Source organism: Mucilaginibacter hurinus, assembly GCF_003324525.1.
In the GTDB taxonomy this organism is placed as follows: Bacteria; Bacteroidota; Bacteroidia; order Sphingobacteriales; family Sphingobacteriaceae; genus Mucilaginibacter; species Mucilaginibacter hurinus.
In genome coordinates, this window is record NZ_QGDC01000003.1 from 243,568 (window position 1) to 261,511 (window position 17,944).

A 17,944-nucleotide genomic window follows, 5' to 3' on the forward strand; every position below is an offset into this window, starting at 1 on the left:
ACCACAAAACAAACAACGCATTATTTTGTAGCTTTGGCATAAAGTGCCGTAAGGATGATGCAATTATATGACGATACCTGTTTTAACTGTAGTAAACTTATAACTAATAAGTACAGTACATCCTTTAGCCTGGGCATAAAGGCGTTCGACAAAAAATTCAGGGACCCTATATACGCCATTTACGGGTTTGTGCGGTATGCTGATGAAATAGTTGACACCTTTCATGAGCATGACAAGCAACAACTGATCAGCGATTTCAGGGCTCAAACATTTATAGCCATTAAACAGAAGATCAGTCTTAACCCGGTGCTTCACGCCTTCCAGATAGTAGTAAACCGTTATGGTATTGAGCACGACCTTATCGAAGCCTTCCTGATATCTATGGAAATGGACCTGGATACGCGGGTATATGATCAGGAAGCTTATAAAGCCTATATTTACGGATCGGCCGAAGTAGTTGGACTAATGTGCCTGCGGGTTTTTTGTGATAATGACGAACAACTTTACCAGGCTTTATTACCTAAAGCCTGCAGTTTAGGTTCAGCGTTTCAAAAAATAAACTTTTTGCGTGATGTAAGGGCAGACCATGAAGAGCGTGGCCGCACTTATTTCCCGGGCGTAAATTTTGAAAATTTTACCGAGGCTGATAAGCGTGCTATAGAAGAAGATATAAAAGCAGATTTTGCAGACGGTTTTGAAGGGATAAAATTATTACCACCCGGAACTAAGCTGGGAGTTTATATAGCATACATGTATTATCAGCACCTGTTAAAAAAAATCACAGGCATCCCTGCCAATACCATCCGGCAAAAACGCGTCAGAATATCTGATACGCAAAAAATGGCGCTATATGCAAAGGCTATCTTTAAGCAAAAATTTAATATAATTTAATGAGGCGCTTTATCATACTCGCCTTTATTGCAATGCTGCCATTTACTAAAAATGCGGTTGCAAACGATGTGGACCCGGTTGTTATACGCCAGCACCTTATAACTGCCTTAAAGAGCAGCAAAACTACCGACTCATTATTTAATCGTCTTGACGCGATTAAAAATAAAACCGGCCTGGTAACCGGCTATATCGCAACGCTTCAAGCGCTTAAAGCTATTCATGCCTGGAACCCATATAATAAAATTAAGCATCTTAACCGTTCTGAAAAAAGCTACCGTGCCGCAGTAGCTGCTGATCCTACAAATATTGAAGTAAGGTTTATGCGGTTTTCTGTCGAGCATAATGTTCCGGGATTTTTAGGCTATAATAAGAACCTTGCAAACGACAGACAAGAAATTATTACGCAACTCAAAAAGAAAAACTATGCGCATAACGACCATGCGTTCGTGTCCACGGTGGTAAAATTTTTGCTTGAATCCAAGAGGTGCACACCGGCCGAAAATGAGTATCTTACAAAGCTTTTGGCTAATTTAAAGTGAAATACACCTACCTGCTTATAAATTTTTTAACGGTACTGTTCCCGATTATTTTATCGTTTGATAAACGGGTGGCTTTTTATAAAAGCTGGAGATTTATCTGGCCCGGCATGGCAATTACAGGGTTGGTTTTTTTATTCTGGGATATTTTATTTACGGTTAAAGGTGTATGGTCTTTTAACCCTGAATATATTACCGGCATTGCCCTGGCCGGGTTACCGCTTGAAGAAATTCTGTTTTTTTTAACGGTGCCCTTTGCGTGTATATTTATATATGCCTGCTTAAATTACTATGTTAAGTGGCAAATAAGTATACGCCTAACACGTATCATATCAAACCTGGTGCTCATACTATCATTATTTGCGCTGATATTATATTATGACAGGGTGTATACGGCCGTAACCTTTGGTTTACTATTTATATTGGTGGCTTATTTGCAGTTCGGCTTAAAGGCTAACTGGCTGAGCAGGTTTTATATGGCTTACATTGTTTCGCTTATACCATTCTATATCGTTAACGGCATACTTACGGGGCTTCCGGTGGTGCTGTATAACGATGCGGAGAACCTTGGCATAAGGGCCGGCACTATCCCCCTGGAAGATCATTTTTATTCCATGGCATTGCTGATGATGAATATCGCATTCTTTGAGTATTTTAAGCAACGGAAAAATCATGGCCATGCTTGAATTGCCGTTATATACGAGGTCGCAACTGGCTCTGCGCAATGGGCAGGACAAGCCGGAAGTATGGGTAGCATACCACGGCATTATTTACGATGTGACCGAAAGCCGTTTATGGCGCAATGGTAAGCATTACGAACATTGGGCCGGACAAGACCTCACTGATGAACTGCCCGACGCGCCGCATACCGAATCGGTATTTGAACGGTTTAACCCGGTGGGCCGGTTGGCAGTATAGCTATTCCTTTATTACCTTCCCCGTTACCACTGTATCAGCGGTAGCTACATTAAAAATGTATATTCCGCTTGGATAACCTGATAAGCTAACATCGTTTGATCTGCCTGAAATGATCTGTTTACCCATCAGGTTTGATACCTGCACTTTTTTTATGGCCTTATCTGACATGATATGCACATTTTGCCCGTTAGTAACTACCGTAGGGTAAATACTGATACCTGCATTACTATTAACGGCAAGCATTTCACCGGCTGTAATGGCTGAAGCATTAGCGGCCTGGTTTATAGTAACGGTTTTACTGCCTGCAAAACTACCGTTAGTAAAGCTAAACCTTATGGAACCTGTACGGGCCTTACCACTTGTATTGGCTGATGCCGTAAACGTGAGGTATCCCGATCCGGTTTTTGACTTTAAACCGTTAGTGCCTACTTTTATCCATGATGGCAGTGATATGATATTCCCTGTGCAGCAAAAGGCATCCGCATTTACATTAACGCTGCCACCACCGGCAGCATAATTCAAAGCCTCGGGATAAACGGCGAATGACGGCGAGCCGTTGCATGGCCCGTCCTGGCGCACGGTAAAAGGGGCGCTTTGTGAGGCAGCGGCAAACGTTATGGCACCCTGCCGCGCTGCACCTGTGCTTTTTGCAGTTACAATAAGCGTAGTGTTTCCCTTGCCCGACATAGGCTTGCAGCTAATCCAATCAGGCAGTTTACTTATAGACCAGCTTTGTGTAGTGGTTAGGTTTACAAAGTGCGCTCCTCCCGTCGCCGCAAATCGGAGCGGGTTAGAGAATACCGGTTTTTGACTTATAGACAAGCGACTGTCAAAACTCTGTCCGGGTACTGTTACGGCAATGGTGGTGAGCTTGGTAACGGTACCTATATTTGGCTGCGCGGTAATGGTAACAGTAGTAGTGCCGGCGTTGCCTGACATTGGGGAAATTGTGTAACCGCTATATGTTTTATTTATTGACCATGCGTTACTGCTTCGTATCTGGATACTTTTTTGCCCCCCCTCACCGGCAAATATTACGCTATCGGCCGAAAAAATACTTTTTACCTCAAAGTTTTGCTTTACCACTTGCCCTTTATGATCAACTATAAACTGCCAGATACCGTGTTTACCTGTACCGGCCGGGTTAACGGGCACGGTAAACCACCTGTAAAAAGCGCTGTAATGGAAAGCTTCTTTTTGAAAAATCCCCCTGAAAAACGGTTTTCCGTCAGGGGATATCAATGAAATCCTGGTAACCGAATCGGGCTGCATATCCCTGAAATACATTGAAAAATACATGGGATCACCATCGTTAAACACAGTAGCTATGTTATCTGCCGCTTCTGTGGCATTATAGCATTGTGATAGCACCGGTATAGATCTACCTGTCACTATTTTATTAATGGTAGTTACATAGTACGGCTGTTGCTTTTTCCATAACGATTGGTTTCCGCCTGCATTGCACGATCCCGCCCACGGATCCAATAGCTCCTGGTAGGTATTATCCTTATAAACTTCAAAATGCAAGTGCGGACCGGTTGAATTGCCTGAACTGCCTACAACACCCAGGTATTCACCTTCGTTTACTATCGAGCCTATTGGCTTTGTAGTAACCGAGCCTTTTTTCATGTGGCCGTACCAACACACAGAGCCATCAGTGTTTTGTACATATACCGCGTTCCAGTCACAATATTCTGTACAAAATGCACAGCTTTTATCATCAGCGCCGTCAAACTTGTAAATAATAGTCCCTTTTGTTGCCGCTACAATCTGCACGGCGTTTTTATCCATCTTATCCCATGCAAACGGCCATGTAAAAATATCGGTGCCCTGGTGGCCTTCATAAGTCCGCGTGCCACAATTAAAATCCCTCAGGCCGGTACCTCTATTTTCATCCACATAATTGCTTATTCCGTAGTACCCCGGATCGGTACTGCCCGCAGATTGCTTAATAGGCCATATAAATTTACCCACCGGCACTCCATGGGTACGCACACGTAAAACTTTTTGCTGCACCAATTTGGCTGTGCTGCTTTTTAGTTGGGTAATTATCATTTGCCGTTGGCGGTTGCTGATACATGAATCTTTTAAAGTTTCACGAAAGCCAATACCGGTTTCTTTAAATGATTGCTGGGCTTTGGTTGCGTTGGCGCAAATCAACAGAAAAGCGCACGTCAATGTAACAAGGCGTAATGGGTTCATCGGTTTTTTAAAAAGGTAGGCTAATATAAAATAAAATCAGCCCAATTAAAAGGCAGTTTATATAGCTAATGTGTTATATATCAAACCTTGATAAGCCTACAAATTGCTGAATCCGATCTGAAATTTCCTGTTGTGTAAGATTCTTTATACGTTCAGTACCAAACTTTTCCACACAGAACGAAGCAAGGGCCGATCCGTATATCAGTGCGTTCTTCATATTATTAAAGTTAACCGTGCCTACACGGGCCAAATGGCCTATAAAACCGCCTGCAAATGTATCGCCGGCGCCGGTTGGGTCAAATACATCTGCAAGAGGCAAAGCTGGCGTTGCAAAAACGTTGGTTTCATCAAATAGTAAGGCACCATGCTCGCCCTTTTTGATAACCAAATATTTAGGGCCCATCGCCAGAATTTTGCGGGCTGCCTTCACCAGCGAGTATTCGCCGGATAATTGGCGCGCCTCTTCATCATTGATGGTGAGTACATCAACCATCTTAATGGTCTCAAGCAAATCATCCAGTGCAATATTCATCCAAAAGTTCATCGTATCCATTACGATAAGTTTGGGGCGGTTGCGTAGTCGTCTTATAACTGTTTGCTGTATTTGTGGAGTTAGATTGCCAAGCATCAGGTATTCACAATTCTGATAACTTTCAGGAATAACCGGATCAAAGTTTGCCAGTACATTCAGTTCAGTAATAAGCGTATCGCGGGTGTTCATGTCGTTATGATACCTGCCGCTCCAAAAAAATGATTTTTCGCCTTTTTTTACCTGCAGTCCCTCAGTATTAACTCCATGGTCATTTAGATCCTTTATCTCGCTTTCCGGAAAATCGTCACCTACCACCGCTACGATGTTTACCTTATCATAAAAGTATGATGCTGCCAGACCTGCGTAGGTAGCGGCGCCGCCTACTATTTTATCTGCTTTACCAAAAGGGGTTTCAAGAGCGTCAAACGCCACGGTGCCAATTACTACCAAACTCATGCGTGAATATTTTTTTATTTTTTTGCGCAAATATTGTGAAATTAAGCCGAAAATTATACTTTTGCACACTCTAATCGAGAAAACGCACTCCTGAGTAGCTCAGCCGGTTAGAGCATCTGACTGTTAATCAGAGGGTCGCTGGTTCGAGCCCAGCCTCAGGAGCCACGAGCCCCGCAAGTCCGCGGGGCTTTTTTTATGGATTTTATTTTGGTCCTTTTTATCAGTTGGTAGCACAAGGGTACGATTACTGCAATAAAACTTTACCGGATTTGTTTATGCCTTCAGCTGCGATATTTAGAATGTATGTACCGGGGGAGGTAGCAACATCTAAGGTATAATGCTCAGTTGTGTTTACATTAAATGTTTGCTTAGTTAGCTGTTTACCATATAGCGTAGTTAAAGTGGCCGTCAGGGCTTTGCCTTTATAAGCTTTTAAATCGAAACTCACTTTACCTGATGTAGCAGGATTAGGATATATATTGAACGTAACATCAGTTGGAGCCGAATGAGACAAGTAATTACTTTTTACCAATACAGATCTTATTGGCGAGCGTTTTTCCATACCGCCTTCCCACCATACAAATACATAATGTACATACGTATCTTTTAATACAATGATCTCTGTATCCCAATACCTGTAAGTGGAAGGCATATTGTGCGTAAAGCCTTTTGAAAATATAGTTCCTACATATTTGTAACTATTCCTGTCGTACTTATCGCCATAACTACGATATATAGCGCCGTGATGATGAAAATGTTCAGACTGTGTGATAATATCAATTTTAACAGGGCTATAACCATTGTTACTGGTTACTTGAAAGGTCTTAATATCCACATAAGCTTTAAATGTAAATTTTTTCGACCTGTCGATAGTTGCTTTGTTATTTGCATCGTATAACACAAATCGGTAATACCTGGTACCTTCATAGGAAGTTACCCCGCTGATTGGTAACTCTGCCTTAAAATTAGTGCCTATGCCACCCGGGATGGTATCAACAGAGTAAAAGTTTATATTATCACTGCTTTCCTGCAGTATAAAATGGTCGTGATTATTTAATGCGGTGATAAAGTTGACATTTATCTTATTTCCACTGGGCCTGGCCGTATAACTCGCAACAGTGTCTGCAGGCGCCCCGTGAATATCTGCACTAGTTGATAATGGAGCAGGTTCAAACGGACCCAACACATCTAATCCTATAAAATAATAAGCTGTACCCTGTTTAACGTGTTTTGTTGGTTTAATGCACCATTCAATCTCTGTTGATTGTCCATGTTTGAGTATCATCCCACCGGTACCCGCCTGGGTCACCACTTTACCGGGTATAAAATCGTTACTAAATATCTGGCTGGTTGTAGGTTGACCATTTGTCACATATTTCGAACTTGTAATTATAAATGCGTCGGTTGTATTTGGATCACTCGTTAACACCTTATAATCTGCATCGGCAGCACTCTTATTTCGCAAAACGTGTGTTACAGATAGGTTAATGTTAATGTCTTCATTAGTATTGTAGTACCCGATACGAAGCCTGATGGGGTTGAAATTTGAAATTTGCGTACCCGTGTGCGCGGCCGCACTCCAGGTAGCTGTTTTCTCGTTGCCATTATCATTTCGCCACCGATAGCCTGAAGTGGCGAAAACGCCGGCGAAAGTGTTTGCACAAATTAATACAATCGCAATAGAAAGCAGGATCTTATTCATGATGTGTGATTTAGGTGATAATAAAAGAGTTATTTTTTGTATTTATAACTTAGATCTAGTGATGATAAATATATGTAAATTATATTTCCATTATTATACTCCTTTTTTACTCGGTTATGAAAGGAGCCTGATAAGTGGAGCTCAATTTATTATTCCGGCAGATTAAGATATTTGCAGATTCCTTTATCGAGCAAATCATTTTTTATTAAGATCCTAGATTTTCGTAAATCACCAGGATTAATGATACAGGCGCATAGCGCCGTAAACCAAGTCATCTAATCAGACTTTTAAAAACACCTGTATAGGACACAGTACGAGCTCGGGCGCAAAGACAAACATTATTCAATGCTACAGAAGTAAAAGCATTTATACAGAGGCTGCAACAAAAACCACTGCAGAGATTGACCATCCGGAGAAAGGCACACATATATCATGACGTTGAAATTACGTCAACATAATATTGCAGCAGATATAGAAATGATAAATACTCAACAAAATTAATGACGCCTATAAACGACTATTGAAAATGATGTATAACGTGTTTGATTGATATGGCGTTGTTAAACGTAGTAGGGTTTATAAGTTATATAATAAACACAATTGAAAGGCATAATAAACGACAAGTAATTACTGCTCTTTATTATAATCTATCACTTACTCCTCTGATTTAATAACAACCGGCCCCATCAATCCCGAGGGCAATAACCCATCACCCGGTTTATACGGATTGACATTAAGCCACGTCAGGCGCTTATCCGCAGTAAGGCTGCTATCGCCTATCAAGCGGTTCACCCAGGTGTTTACTACCTCAATTTCCAGTTCGTTCTTACCCGGTTTTAAAGCTCCGGCTACATCCACACTGTACGGCGGTGTCCATACGGTGCCCAAATCCTTGCCATTAAGTTTTATTTTTGCCATTACGTTTACTTTGCCCAGGTCAATAGTTATCTTTTTACCGGTTTTTATATCCGCCTTAAATGTAGTTTTGTATACAGCGGTACCCGAATAGTACTTTATCCTGTCGTCCCGGCTGTCTGCCCAGTTGGTTAACGTAGTAAAAACAACCTGTTCGGCCGGGCCGCCAAAAGTTTTATCGAACGATACCTGCCATGGCATGTTCAAGGTCAACAAAGATTTTTGTACCGGGAAATTCTTCAGGCCGGGCAGGCGCTTCACCATCTTGTCAGTAAATATAACAAAGCCGCTTTCAGCGCCTTCCAGCTCTAGTGGCACGGTTGTGAGGCTATCTGCAACACTAAATTCGGGTAACAGGCGGGTTTCGCCCGTAACCGGGTTCCACCACTCGGGCTGCCTGCCTTTCGCCCTGAATTTCGGACTAATACTAATCGTGCTGTCAGACTGGTTTGTAACAAAGTAAATATCCGCTTCCGGAGTTATGCGGTGCGTGTATAATACCGGTGCTTTTCCCTCCACTGAAAAATCGGGTTTAAGTTTGAGCAACTTAAATGCTTCTTCCATTGTATAACCGCACAAAACCATACCCTTCCCATACCGGTTGTGTTTAATGCTAACACCGTCAGCCTTACCCCATAGTTCCCCAGCTATGGCTCTAACTTGCTCGTCTGCTTTGCCAAAACTTTGCAGGCTCGGCGAACATAGGGGTTTCGGCCCTAATATTACCGCACCGGCTTTCACCAGGTCGCGAATGCTTTTCAAGAGTTCCGGGCGCATCGTCTCGAGCTTTGGCAACACCATTAAACTGTACGTTATGCCCTCGGGCAATGTTAGCTTGCCATTATTTACCGACAAACGGTTTTCTATTACCTCGGCATTTATATAATCATATCCATAGCCATCAGGCAATTGGGGATCACGCACACCCGTCATTTTAGGTGCATCCTCACCTATAAAATACGCTACGTCATTTACCGGCGTGCCTTGTTGCAACATGTGGTTACAACGACGCAGGTAATCAATAAAGGCTTTACCTTGTTTAAACCAGGTGTTATTACGGTTAAACTCAGTGCCAAAACCCGCATTAATACCCGGAACTTTATCCGCATAAGGTTGTTGAATATAAACGTGTAAAATGGTGTTGTTTACCCCTTCGGTAAACGACCAATCTCCCCGCTTTTTCAACAGCGCCGGGTGACGGCCATAAGTGAAAAAACCGGCGGTAAATGATTCTGCAGACACTTTGTTTTTACCGTAAATATGGGCAGCCGACGATGCTGCTTTACACTCAATGCTACCCAGGTCGCTCTCATTCCAAAATTCGCCGCCAACCTCATCAGCCTGGCCACCGTATTTTAAAAACTCTGACGGGTAACCCCAATGACCATAATTTTCCAGCCATAACCCCAGCTTGTTTTTGTGGCACAGCTCACGCAAGCCACCAACATAATCATAAGCAACTTTATCTGCTACCAGCCGCCGGAGGTCCCATAAAAAGCGATTGCTGGCATCGGCGCTGTGTACAATTCTGCCTGTTAATACCGGCAGCCAGGGCAGCGGGTCATAGCCGTACTGCTTTTTAAATGTTTCGGCCATGCCATCAGTCCAGTTCTGCGAGCCGGTTTCGTAGCTATCCGCAACCACATACTTAAATGAAGTGCGATCAGCAGCCGGTATTTTTTTTATTACTTCGCCAATAAAGGAGTTATATAGGGTGAGCAATGCCTCGCGGCTCATCTTGTCAACCTCAAGCCCGGTGCCCTCCGCAGGTGCGGGCGAGTTTGTAACCCCGGTGGGCAACATACCATAGCGCACAATAGTCCATTTGCCGGGCGGCACTTTCCAGCTAATCACATCCTTGCCCAATAAGGACGTAAGGTTGATAATTTTTCCGGCATCAATATAACCGGAGCCTTCCTGTTGTACCGGCCATTGGTACTCATTCCATAAAGGCAGTGGCGACTGGAACATTTTTGCCAGCTGTTTTTCAGCATAGCTCTCCAGGTAGGGCGTACCGCTGAGCTTTAATTCGTTAATACCACTATTGCCCCCGTCTATGTTTGTTAATACCAGCCTAAAACGGTTTGAACAAATTTTGGTGAATGATACTGATACCGGCGCATAGGGAATAAATCCGACGGTTAGCATAGCATTGTACCTTATGATCTTGAATTTTTTAACGGACACGAATCCGGAAACCGTTTCCGCAAACAATTCTGCCGAAGCAGTTAATGGATTATGCGCAGGATATAATAGCAGGCTTTGCGCTTCCAGACCGGCAGGCGCGCTGATGTCAAAGCTAACCGACTTACTTTTTATAACCTCCTCTGAAAATGTGGCCGTTGTATTTATATCGCCATCTGTTAACGCGGCGATGTTGTTAACCGGCAGATTTGATATTACTGTATGTTTCTGCTTAGAGAGTTCTGTGCCTTGCTGTGCTGGAAATGCCAGTACGGCAACATCTTGCCAGTGTTGAGCAGCCGGTTTTGGTAAATTAACGGTTTTGGGTCCGGTAACGGTTACCTCATCTGCCGCCAGGTAACGCATAGTTTCTGCCGGCTTAACCCAGGGGCCCCCACTTTGGCTCCAGCCCGGGCTGTTAAACATTCCTATATCCACGCCTGTTTGCCCGCCGGTTTTCATAGCCTGGTGCACAACCTCCCACCACTCTGCCGTAAACATTTTAACAGGGCCCTCCGGTACATCGCCTAAGCCGATATTACCAATAAAAGCCCGGCCAATACCCACTTCAGCCATTGCCTGCAAGTCTTTTACCACACCTTCTTTTGATATATTACCGTTAAGCCAATACCAGTACACGCCTGGCTTACTTGATGCCGGAGGCCGCAAAAAGTCAGCCGGCGACGGTAACTGCTGCGCTTGTAACTGTGAAGCGAACAAAATAATCAGGAATAGATAGCTTACATAAAAAAAGTTCCGCATAACTATGGCAGGTATAATTTAGTGTAAAGATAGCCCCGAAAGAATATCAGCCATCCTGAGCTGTCGCATAATTAGTTATGCATCTGCAACGCTACACTAAAAATGCCTTGCATTATTGTCATGATCCGGTAACTCCTGACTTGTTAACAAAATCATGAACACTGTGTGACAATATAAAATTAAGGTCACTATAAATTTGTAGCAAGATGAAAATGAAGATAGAGGTCTGGAGTGATGTAATGTGCCCGTTTTGCTATATAGGCAAACGTAAATTTGAAACCGCGCTTGGTCAGTTTGATTATGCGGGTGACGTCGAAGTAATTTGGAAAAGCTACCAGTTATCGCCTGATATGCAGACATCGCCCGGTAAAAGCATACACCAGTTTTTGGCGGACCATAAAGGGATAACCCTTGAACACGCTACAGAGATGAATGCACAGGTGGCTGGTTTTGCCGCACAGGCGGGCCTCAATTTTGATTTTGACCGCACTATTCCGGCTAACACTTTTAAGGCCCACCGCTTTGCGCACCTGGCCAAACAACATGGGCTGCAGGACAAAGCCGAAGAAGCTTTGTTTGAGGCCTATTTTACCAAAGGTGAAAATATTGACGATACAACGACCCTGGTAGGATTGGGGGATACCATTGGACTGGATGCCGCAGAAACCGAAATGGTTTTGCAAAGTGACCGATACGCCGCTGATGTAAACCAGGACATTTACGAAGCGCAGCAAATTGGTGTACGTGGCGTCCCTTTTTTCGTATTCGACAGAAAGGTGGCTGTGTCAGGCGCCCAGGACAGTTCGGTGTTTTTACAAGCGCTTGAAAAAACTTATACTGAATGGCAGAAAAGTAATCCGCAAACGATAGCGGAAATCATCCAGGGATCGTCATGTGCTCCCGACGAAGAATGCGGTTAACATTGACTGACGGTTTGATACATGAATCCTTTAAACACGGGATATATTACTTTCTTTCACTATGTCCCAAATTCTTATCAGGACTTACTACATCGCGCACCAACTGCTTTAATTCCTTAATATCTTTAAAGCCGCCGTTTAATTTTCTGTCAAACACAACATTACCATCAACGCTGATGATATATGCACCACTGGTGGTGCTTGGCACTAACAATACGCCATGCAGTTCGTCAGTAAAAGTAGTTAACAACTCCTGCGCCATATAAGCTGCGCGCAACATCCATCCGCACTTCGGGCAATACTCAATCGCTACAGTAGGTTTATTTTTCTGCATACTATATCTTATTAAAATTATTCACCTCCATTTGCACTGGTAGCTCCCAGCCCATCAATGTCATCACACGTTTAAATTCGTCCTGCACACAGGCGCTTATGGTTACATCAATATTTCTGACGGGGTGGTTAAATGTTAAGTGTGCTGCGTGCAGTAACATAGTACTCATATCCCATTTTTGGCTAAACAGTTTGTTTTGCTTGTTGCAGCCATGTGTACGGTCGCCAATAATCGGGTGAAATATATGCGCCATATGCTTACGTATCTGGTGCATACGGCCGGTTGTTGGAGTTACTTCAATCAGCGAGTACCGTGAGGTAGTATGTTTACCAAGCGGCACCTCTAACTCGGCCCGGTTTAACGTAACAAAGGTAGTAAAAGCGTCCTGCAAGGTGCCGTTCTCTTTACGCAAAGGGTAGTTTATTTCAACGCTATCATCAGTGTACCCCCGTACAATGGCCAGGTACTTTTTGTGAACCCTGTTTTCGGCAAATTGCTGCTGCATAAGTATCTCGGTCGGCTTATCCAGTGCAAACAGCAGTAGGCCACCTGTTTTCCGATCAATACGATGGCAGGGATATACCTTTTGACCAATTTGATCGCGCAGCAGTTGCAGCGCAAACTCTTCGGCATCATCAGCAATGCCTGTGCGATGCACCAACAGGCCATGTGGTTTATTTATGGCAACCAATTGGCTGTCGCTGTAAACAATTTCGAGCATATAGTACTGGTTGGGTATAGCTAAACGCCTGCCCAATGTGGTAAAATTAAAAATAAAATTAACGGTATTCAGGGTTATAGCTGTAAACCACCTGGTACGCCATGTCTTTTAATTTAGCGGATACCTGGCCAATCTGCAAGTCTTCAGGCTGCAAGGTTGGTTCGCAAACAGAATAAACTTTGCCATTATAAACTATCGGAGTACCCACCGGTTTATCAAACTCCACACCTATGGTAATGTGAGTTGGATATAAAAGGGCTATCATCGGCAGATCATATATCTCTTTTACCAGGTAAAAGAAAAGGGCCGCACGATCGTCGCAATCACTGTATTTGGCGAATAGTGTGCCCTCGGGCGAAAGGCGTTTCTCTTTACCGTAATTCTCCTCATCGTCTTCATACAAAAAAGCATAACGGGTAAATCGCATCAGGTAATCAACACCTTTCTTTTGCGTCATACCTGCAATATTCTTTTTTAGCACCGGTATTAGTGAGGAGTAAGTTTCTTTAGATAACGGGATATTAAAGTATGAGCCAAAATCGACTCCCGGATAGTTAGTAAATATCTTTTCAATATCCGGATTTAGCTTCACAGTGAAATGGTATACCTTGTGGCCGTAAGTAAACTGAAGCTTTTTTTCAATATAATTTTCCGCTTTAAAATCCGGCATACGGGTAACAATATATGAAAACGCGCCTGTAGCTCCCGGCACTGTCACATCTACCGGTAACGGCGGGTCCTGATTTAAATCAGCTTTTGCATAGTCATGATAATTAAGGCACATAAATTTTTTGCCATCAACCATGAAGAACGGGATATCCGTTATATCTTCATCGTTATATACGTAAAAAATCACTTTTTTATCCGGGGTAATAGCCAACCGTGCATCATAGCCCGATTTAGCTAGTAGGAACCACTTATATAAAGTGTAACGTCCATAATTTTCGGCTTTGGGGCTTATTTGCTGCGCGGTTTTCCGAACAAGCTGGTAGTATAGCCAGTCGTTAAGCTGATGGCTATTCTTATAAGCCAACAACGAATCAATAACCGGCTTATAGTCTGCCTTATTTATAACCGAGTAAAACGCCCTTACATCGTTTGCAGATAACTGTGCAGGCACATCAACAAAAAGAGAGGTATCTGCATCCGCTTTGAAATTCCCGCTATAAAATTCAACAAGCAATGCCCGGCGCTTACCCTGACCAAAAGATGAAGTAAGCGCTACTGATAAAAGTATTATACCGAATACTTTAATAAACCGGGCCATTGTAGTTAAATTAATGTTACCTGAATATCAGCGCTAAGTTAAATTTAGGTAATTAAAATCACCAAACCAAGGGCTTTCATATTAAATTTCGGTTATGCAAGCACGCCAATCAGGTTTAAAGTTTACATGCAGGATTAACGTTTTAGTGCACTGTAAAACAAAAACGGCCTGCATTAAAGCAAGCCGTTAACTTTTAATCACACTAAATGGTTATGATCTTGAGCCGGGGGTAATCTCAAGCTTTTCAATGATACCTGTTACTACTTTTGGCAAGTCTTGTATGGCTTTTTGCGGGTTACGCAGTTCGCCAACACCATATCCACGCCAAACCATTTTACCGGTGCGGCGGTCAATCAGGTCAATTATAATGGTGCCTTCGCGGAATGGAACACGTTCGGCAAAACCGCCGCCGCCCCAGCCCCAGCCGCCCCAACCCCATGGTCGGAAACCCCAGCCCCAGCCACCCCAACCCATGTATGGGCTGCCATAGTACTGGGTTTTTACACCACGACCAGTCATGCTGGTATAGCTAACCAACAGGTCGGGATATGCCGCTTCATTTAAACCCTTGGCCTTTAAAGCAGCAGTGCCTGCCGTTCTGATGTTTTCATCAGCAATATCATTGGCATATATTTTTTTCGGATCATTTGTAGGCTTCGCGGCTTCAACCCAGCCAAATGTATTATATCCGTTTAAATTGGTGTTGTTTTTGGCCGCGGTGTAATACCTGTAATTAGAGCAGGCGGTTAAGCCCGTCATAATAAATAGCAGCAACCCGGCGTAAATTACTCTTTTCATGTGTTTTCTATCTCCCTTTTTTTGATTAGACGAAATGCCCTCTAAAAGGTTTAATGTATAAAGTTAAAAAATTATGATAAATATTTTCCGACTATCGGCATTCTGCGGCCCACACCGAATGCCTTTGGCGACACCCTTAAAATGGGCGGCGTTTGGTAACGTTTATGCTCGGCCGTGTTAACCAATTTTATTACTTTACGCACAGTAGTTTCATCATACCCCATTTGTATAATTTCGCCCGAAGAGCAGCGGTTTTCCACGTATTCCTTTAATATTTTATCAAGTATATCATAATCAGGCAAAGAGTCAGTATCCTTTTGGCCGGGGCGCAATTCGGCCGATGGCGGCTTTACAATGGTATTTACCGGGATAATTTCGCGGTCGCGATTTATGTATTTTGCCAGTTCAAACACCTGCGTTTTGTACACGTCGCCAATAACAGATATGCCGCCACACATATCTCCATACAGCGTGCCATAACCCACGGCAGCTTCGCTTTTATTAGAGGTATTAAGCAATATGTAACCAAATTTATTACACATAGCCATTAATAGGACTGCACGGCTGCGTGCCTGTATATTTTCTTCCGCAATGTTAAAAGGCAGGTTCTTGAACTGCGGTGACAAAGCCTGTTCAAAAGCGTCGGTAACTTCTTTTATAGCTATCACCTCGTGCCTGCAACCTAAGTTCTGCACCAGGTCCATAGCGTCCTTTAATGAGTGGTCTGACGAAAATTTGGAGGGCAATAATATCGCCATTACGTTTTCTGCGCCTAATGCTTCAGCGGCCAGCGCGCAAACTACCGCGCTATCAATACCGCCTGATAAGCCAAGGGTGGCCTGTTTAAATCCCGACTTATAAAAATAGTCTCTTATACCCAGCAGCAAACCGTTATGTATCTGCTCAATATCGCTTGCCCGGGTTGTTTTTAGTGTAGGCGTGTGCTGCGGAACAATTTTAGCATCATTTTGTAAGGTGTAATAGCCTATACTTTCCTCAAAATACGGCATCTCGTCAATTATAGCGCCATTGTTATCAAACACAAGCGAGCCACCGTCAAATATAAGCTCTGTTTGCGCTCCAACCTGGTTTACGTAAAACAAAGGTAAGTTGTACCGTTTTGCATTATCGCTTAATATGGCTATCCGTTCTTCATCATGGCTATAAGTAAACGGCGAGGCGGCAATATTTATCATCACATCGGGCTGCTGCTTTATCAACTCATCCATAGGACGGGTTATATACAATGGATTTTCTATGGTATTCCACAGGTCTTCGCAAATAGTTAAAGCTATACGGTGACCTTTAAAGTCAATGCAATTGAATTGCGTGCAAGGCTCAAAATAACGGTACTCATCAAATACATCATAATTAGGCAGTAGCGCTTTGCTCACAATCGCTTCAACCTTACCGTTATTAATAAAATAAGCCGAATTATTCAGGTCTTTACCCTCTGGTTGATTGTTTACCGTTGGGATACCAATGATACAGGCAATGTCCTGGCAAACCGCTGCAATGGCATCAGCTTCCTGGTTGCAAAGTGAAATAAACTCTTTAAATTCTAAAAAATCACGAGCCGGGTATCCTCCTACGCACAGTTCGGCAAATACTACAAGGTCTGCACCATTTTCCCTGGCCTTTTTAATAGCATCAATAATTTTTGCGGTATTTGATTCAAAATTCCCTATATGATAGTTTAACTGTGCTAAAGCGATTTTCATAAATATTAATTTAATTTTGTTAGGATGATGATGGCCTTAAACAAAGCAAAGCAAATTTATTTAATTTTTACCATCGCTGCCTTAAGCGCGTGTGACAGGCACCAGGGCCCGGACGTAAGCGGCATTGACCTTGAGGTAAACATTGAGCGCTTTGATCATGACTTTGATGCTATGCGAGCAAAACCTATGCCGCAGCAGGCTGCTTACCTGCAAAAAAAGTACGGTTTTTTTTATGCCGATTATATTGAACGCATATTAACTGCGGGCACTGTTACCGACACGGCCTACTTTTCCGTTCTACGGGATGTGTTTAAGGGCAAAGCATATGCCGATCTGAAACATGCCGTTGATTCTGTATACCCTGATTTAAATAAGCAAAATTTGGAGCTGACTAATGCGTTTAAACATGTGAAGTATTATTATCCTCAAAAACAACTTCCCAAGGTTTACGCCTATTTTTCGGGCTTTCAGGCTCAAACTTCTATCGGCGACGGTTATTTTGCTATTGGATTAGATATGTTTTTAGGAGCGGACTCTAAATTTTACCCAGCGTTAGTGCAGACACTGCCGCACTACATAACACGGCGGTTTACACCGGAGCATATAACACCACGCGTAATAGAAGGTATGGCCCGCGAAGACATGTTCCCCGAGCATGACAAAGACAAAACCCTGCTTTCAAAAATGATCTATAATGGCAAAATCATGTATTTTATGGATAAGATTTTACCGGATGTACCCGATTCCCTTAAAATAGGTTACACCGCGCATCAGCTGCAATGGTGTAATGACCACAAGGCTGATATCTGGGCGTATTTTTTAGAGGAGAACTTACTATATAATGCCGATTACCTGCAAATACAAAAATACCTAACGGAAGCGCCGTTCACCCCGGGCCTTGGCGAAAAGAATGATTCGGCACCAAAACTTGCCGTATGGACAGGCTGGCAGATAGTACGGCAATATATGGATAAGCACCCCGATGTCACCTTACCCCGACTAATGGCTGATAAGGATGCTCAGAAGATCCTCAACGATTCAAAGTACCGGGCCAAGTAAAATATATAGTTTAGGCCATTGTGAGC

Annotated in this window: 15 protein-coding genes and 1 tRNA gene; 7 read left to right on the plus strand and 9 right to left on the minus strand. The window is 43.1% G+C overall.

Translation table 11 applies throughout. From position 1 onward, the window contains the following. Positions 1–54 precede the first annotated feature (54 nt). From DJ568_RS06885 to DJ568_RS06900, 4 genes are read left to right on the plus strand one after another with little or no spacing between them, the layout of a single operon-like run. Entirely contained in the window at positions 55–891 is an 837-nt protein-coding gene (locus DJ568_RS06885; protein WP_199560902.1) for a phytoene/squalene synthase family protein, read from the plus strand. Beyond that, complete coding sequence (locus DJ568_RS06890; RefSeq protein WP_114004527.1) at positions 891–1,430, plus strand: hypothetical protein; 540 nt, start codon at positions 891–893, stop codon at positions 1,428–1,430. Before DJ568_RS06885 ends, DJ568_RS06890 begins: the two co-directional genes overlap by 1 nt. Next, a complete protein-coding gene (locus DJ568_RS06895) occupies positions 1,427–2,113 on the plus strand; it encodes a lycopene cyclase domain-containing protein (RefSeq protein ID WP_114004528.1) in 687 nt (228 codons plus the stop codon). The genes DJ568_RS06890 and DJ568_RS06895 overlap by 4 nt, the downstream gene beginning before the upstream one ends. Beyond that, positions 2,106–2,345, plus strand: coding sequence for a cytochrome b5 domain-containing protein (locus tag DJ568_RS06900; protein WP_114004683.1), 240 nt, complete (start codon positions 2,106–2,108; stop codon positions 2,343–2,345). Before DJ568_RS06895 ends, DJ568_RS06900 begins: the two co-directional genes overlap by 8 nt. Here the strand turns inward: DJ568_RS06900 and DJ568_RS17575 are convergent, their stop codons facing one another. Then, a complete protein-coding gene (locus tag DJ568_RS17575) occupies positions 2,346–4,547 on the minus strand; it encodes a BACON domain-containing protein (RefSeq protein ID WP_114004529.1) in 2,202 nt (733 codons plus the stop codon). It lies immediately after the preceding gene. Positions 4,548–4,620: 73 nt separating this feature from the next. Then, positions 4,621–5,535 (minus strand): PfkB family carbohydrate kinase, encoded by a 915-nt coding sequence (locus tag DJ568_RS06910; RefSeq protein WP_114004530.1) that lies wholly within the window; start codon positions 5,533–5,535, stop codon positions 4,621–4,623. 88 nt (positions 5,536–5,623) lie between these two features. Here DJ568_RS06910 and DJ568_RS06915 point away from each other — a divergent pair. Beyond that, positions 5,624–5,700: transfer RNA gene (locus DJ568_RS06915), tRNA-Asn, on the plus strand. 79 nt (positions 5,701–5,779) lie between these two features. On the opposite strand, the gene DJ568_RS06920 is transcribed toward DJ568_RS06915, so the two are convergent. Together DJ568_RS06920 and DJ568_RS06925 are read right to left on the minus strand one after the other, a co-directional pair. Continuing rightward, the gene (locus DJ568_RS06920; protein ID WP_114004531.1) at positions 5,780–7,237 is read right to left on the minus strand and encodes a T9SS type A sorting domain-containing protein; all 1,458 of its coding nucleotides are present in this window, start codon (positions 7,235–7,237) and stop codon (positions 5,780–5,782) included. A 654-nt stretch (positions 7,238–7,891) separates the two neighbouring features. Next, positions 7,892–11,098: a glycosyl hydrolase gene (locus DJ568_RS06925; RefSeq protein ID WP_114004532.1), complete on the minus strand. Its 3,207-nt coding sequence runs from the start codon at positions 11,096–11,098 to the stop codon at positions 7,892–7,894. A 206-nt stretch (positions 11,099–11,304) separates the two neighbouring features. On the opposite strand from DJ568_RS06925, the gene DJ568_RS06930 reads away from it, so the two are divergent. Next, positions 11,305–12,018 (plus strand): DsbA family oxidoreductase, encoded by a 714-nt coding sequence (locus tag DJ568_RS06930; protein ID WP_233496641.1) that lies wholly within the window; start codon positions 11,305–11,307, stop codon positions 12,016–12,018. Between the two features lie 46 nt (positions 12,019–12,064). Here the strand turns inward: DJ568_RS06930 and DJ568_RS06935 are convergent, their stop codons facing one another. The 5 genes from DJ568_RS06935 to DJ568_RS06955 all read right to left on the minus strand — a co-directional run bounded on the left by DJ568_RS06935 (position 12,065) and on the right by DJ568_RS06955 (position 16,859). Next, the gene (locus DJ568_RS06935; protein WP_114004533.1) at positions 12,065–12,352 is read right to left on the minus strand and encodes a SelT/SelW/SelH family protein; all 288 of its coding nucleotides are present in this window, start codon (positions 12,350–12,352) and stop codon (positions 12,065–12,067) included. Position 12,353: 1 nt separating this feature from the next. Further along, entirely contained in the window at positions 12,354–13,073 is a 720-nt protein-coding gene (locus DJ568_RS06940) for a pseudouridine synthase (RefSeq protein ID WP_114004685.1), read from the minus strand. 58 nt (positions 13,074–13,131) lie between these two features. Further along, the gene (locus DJ568_RS06945; protein ID WP_114004534.1) at positions 13,132–14,340 is read right to left on the minus strand and encodes a hypothetical protein; all 1,209 of its coding nucleotides are present in this window, start codon (positions 14,338–14,340) and stop codon (positions 13,132–13,134) included. Between the two features lie 210 nt (positions 14,341–14,550). Next, positions 14,551–15,138, minus strand: a complete 588-nt coding sequence (locus DJ568_RS06950; RefSeq protein ID WP_114004535.1) for a DUF4136 domain-containing protein — start codon at positions 15,136–15,138, stop codon at positions 14,551–14,553. Positions 15,139–15,209: 71 nt separating this feature from the next. Then, on the minus strand, positions 15,210–16,859 hold the full coding sequence (locus DJ568_RS06955) for an NAD+ synthase (protein ID WP_114004536.1): 1,650 nt from the start codon (positions 16,857–16,859) through the stop codon (positions 15,210–15,212). Positions 16,860–16,883: 24 nt separating this feature from the next. Between DJ568_RS06955 and gldB the strand changes: the two genes are divergently transcribed. Next, a complete protein-coding gene (gene gldB, locus DJ568_RS06960; protein WP_317047531.1) occupies positions 16,884–17,918 on the plus strand; it encodes a gliding motility lipoprotein GldB in 1,035 nt (344 codons plus the stop codon). Positions 17,919–17,944 lie beyond the last annotated feature (26 nt).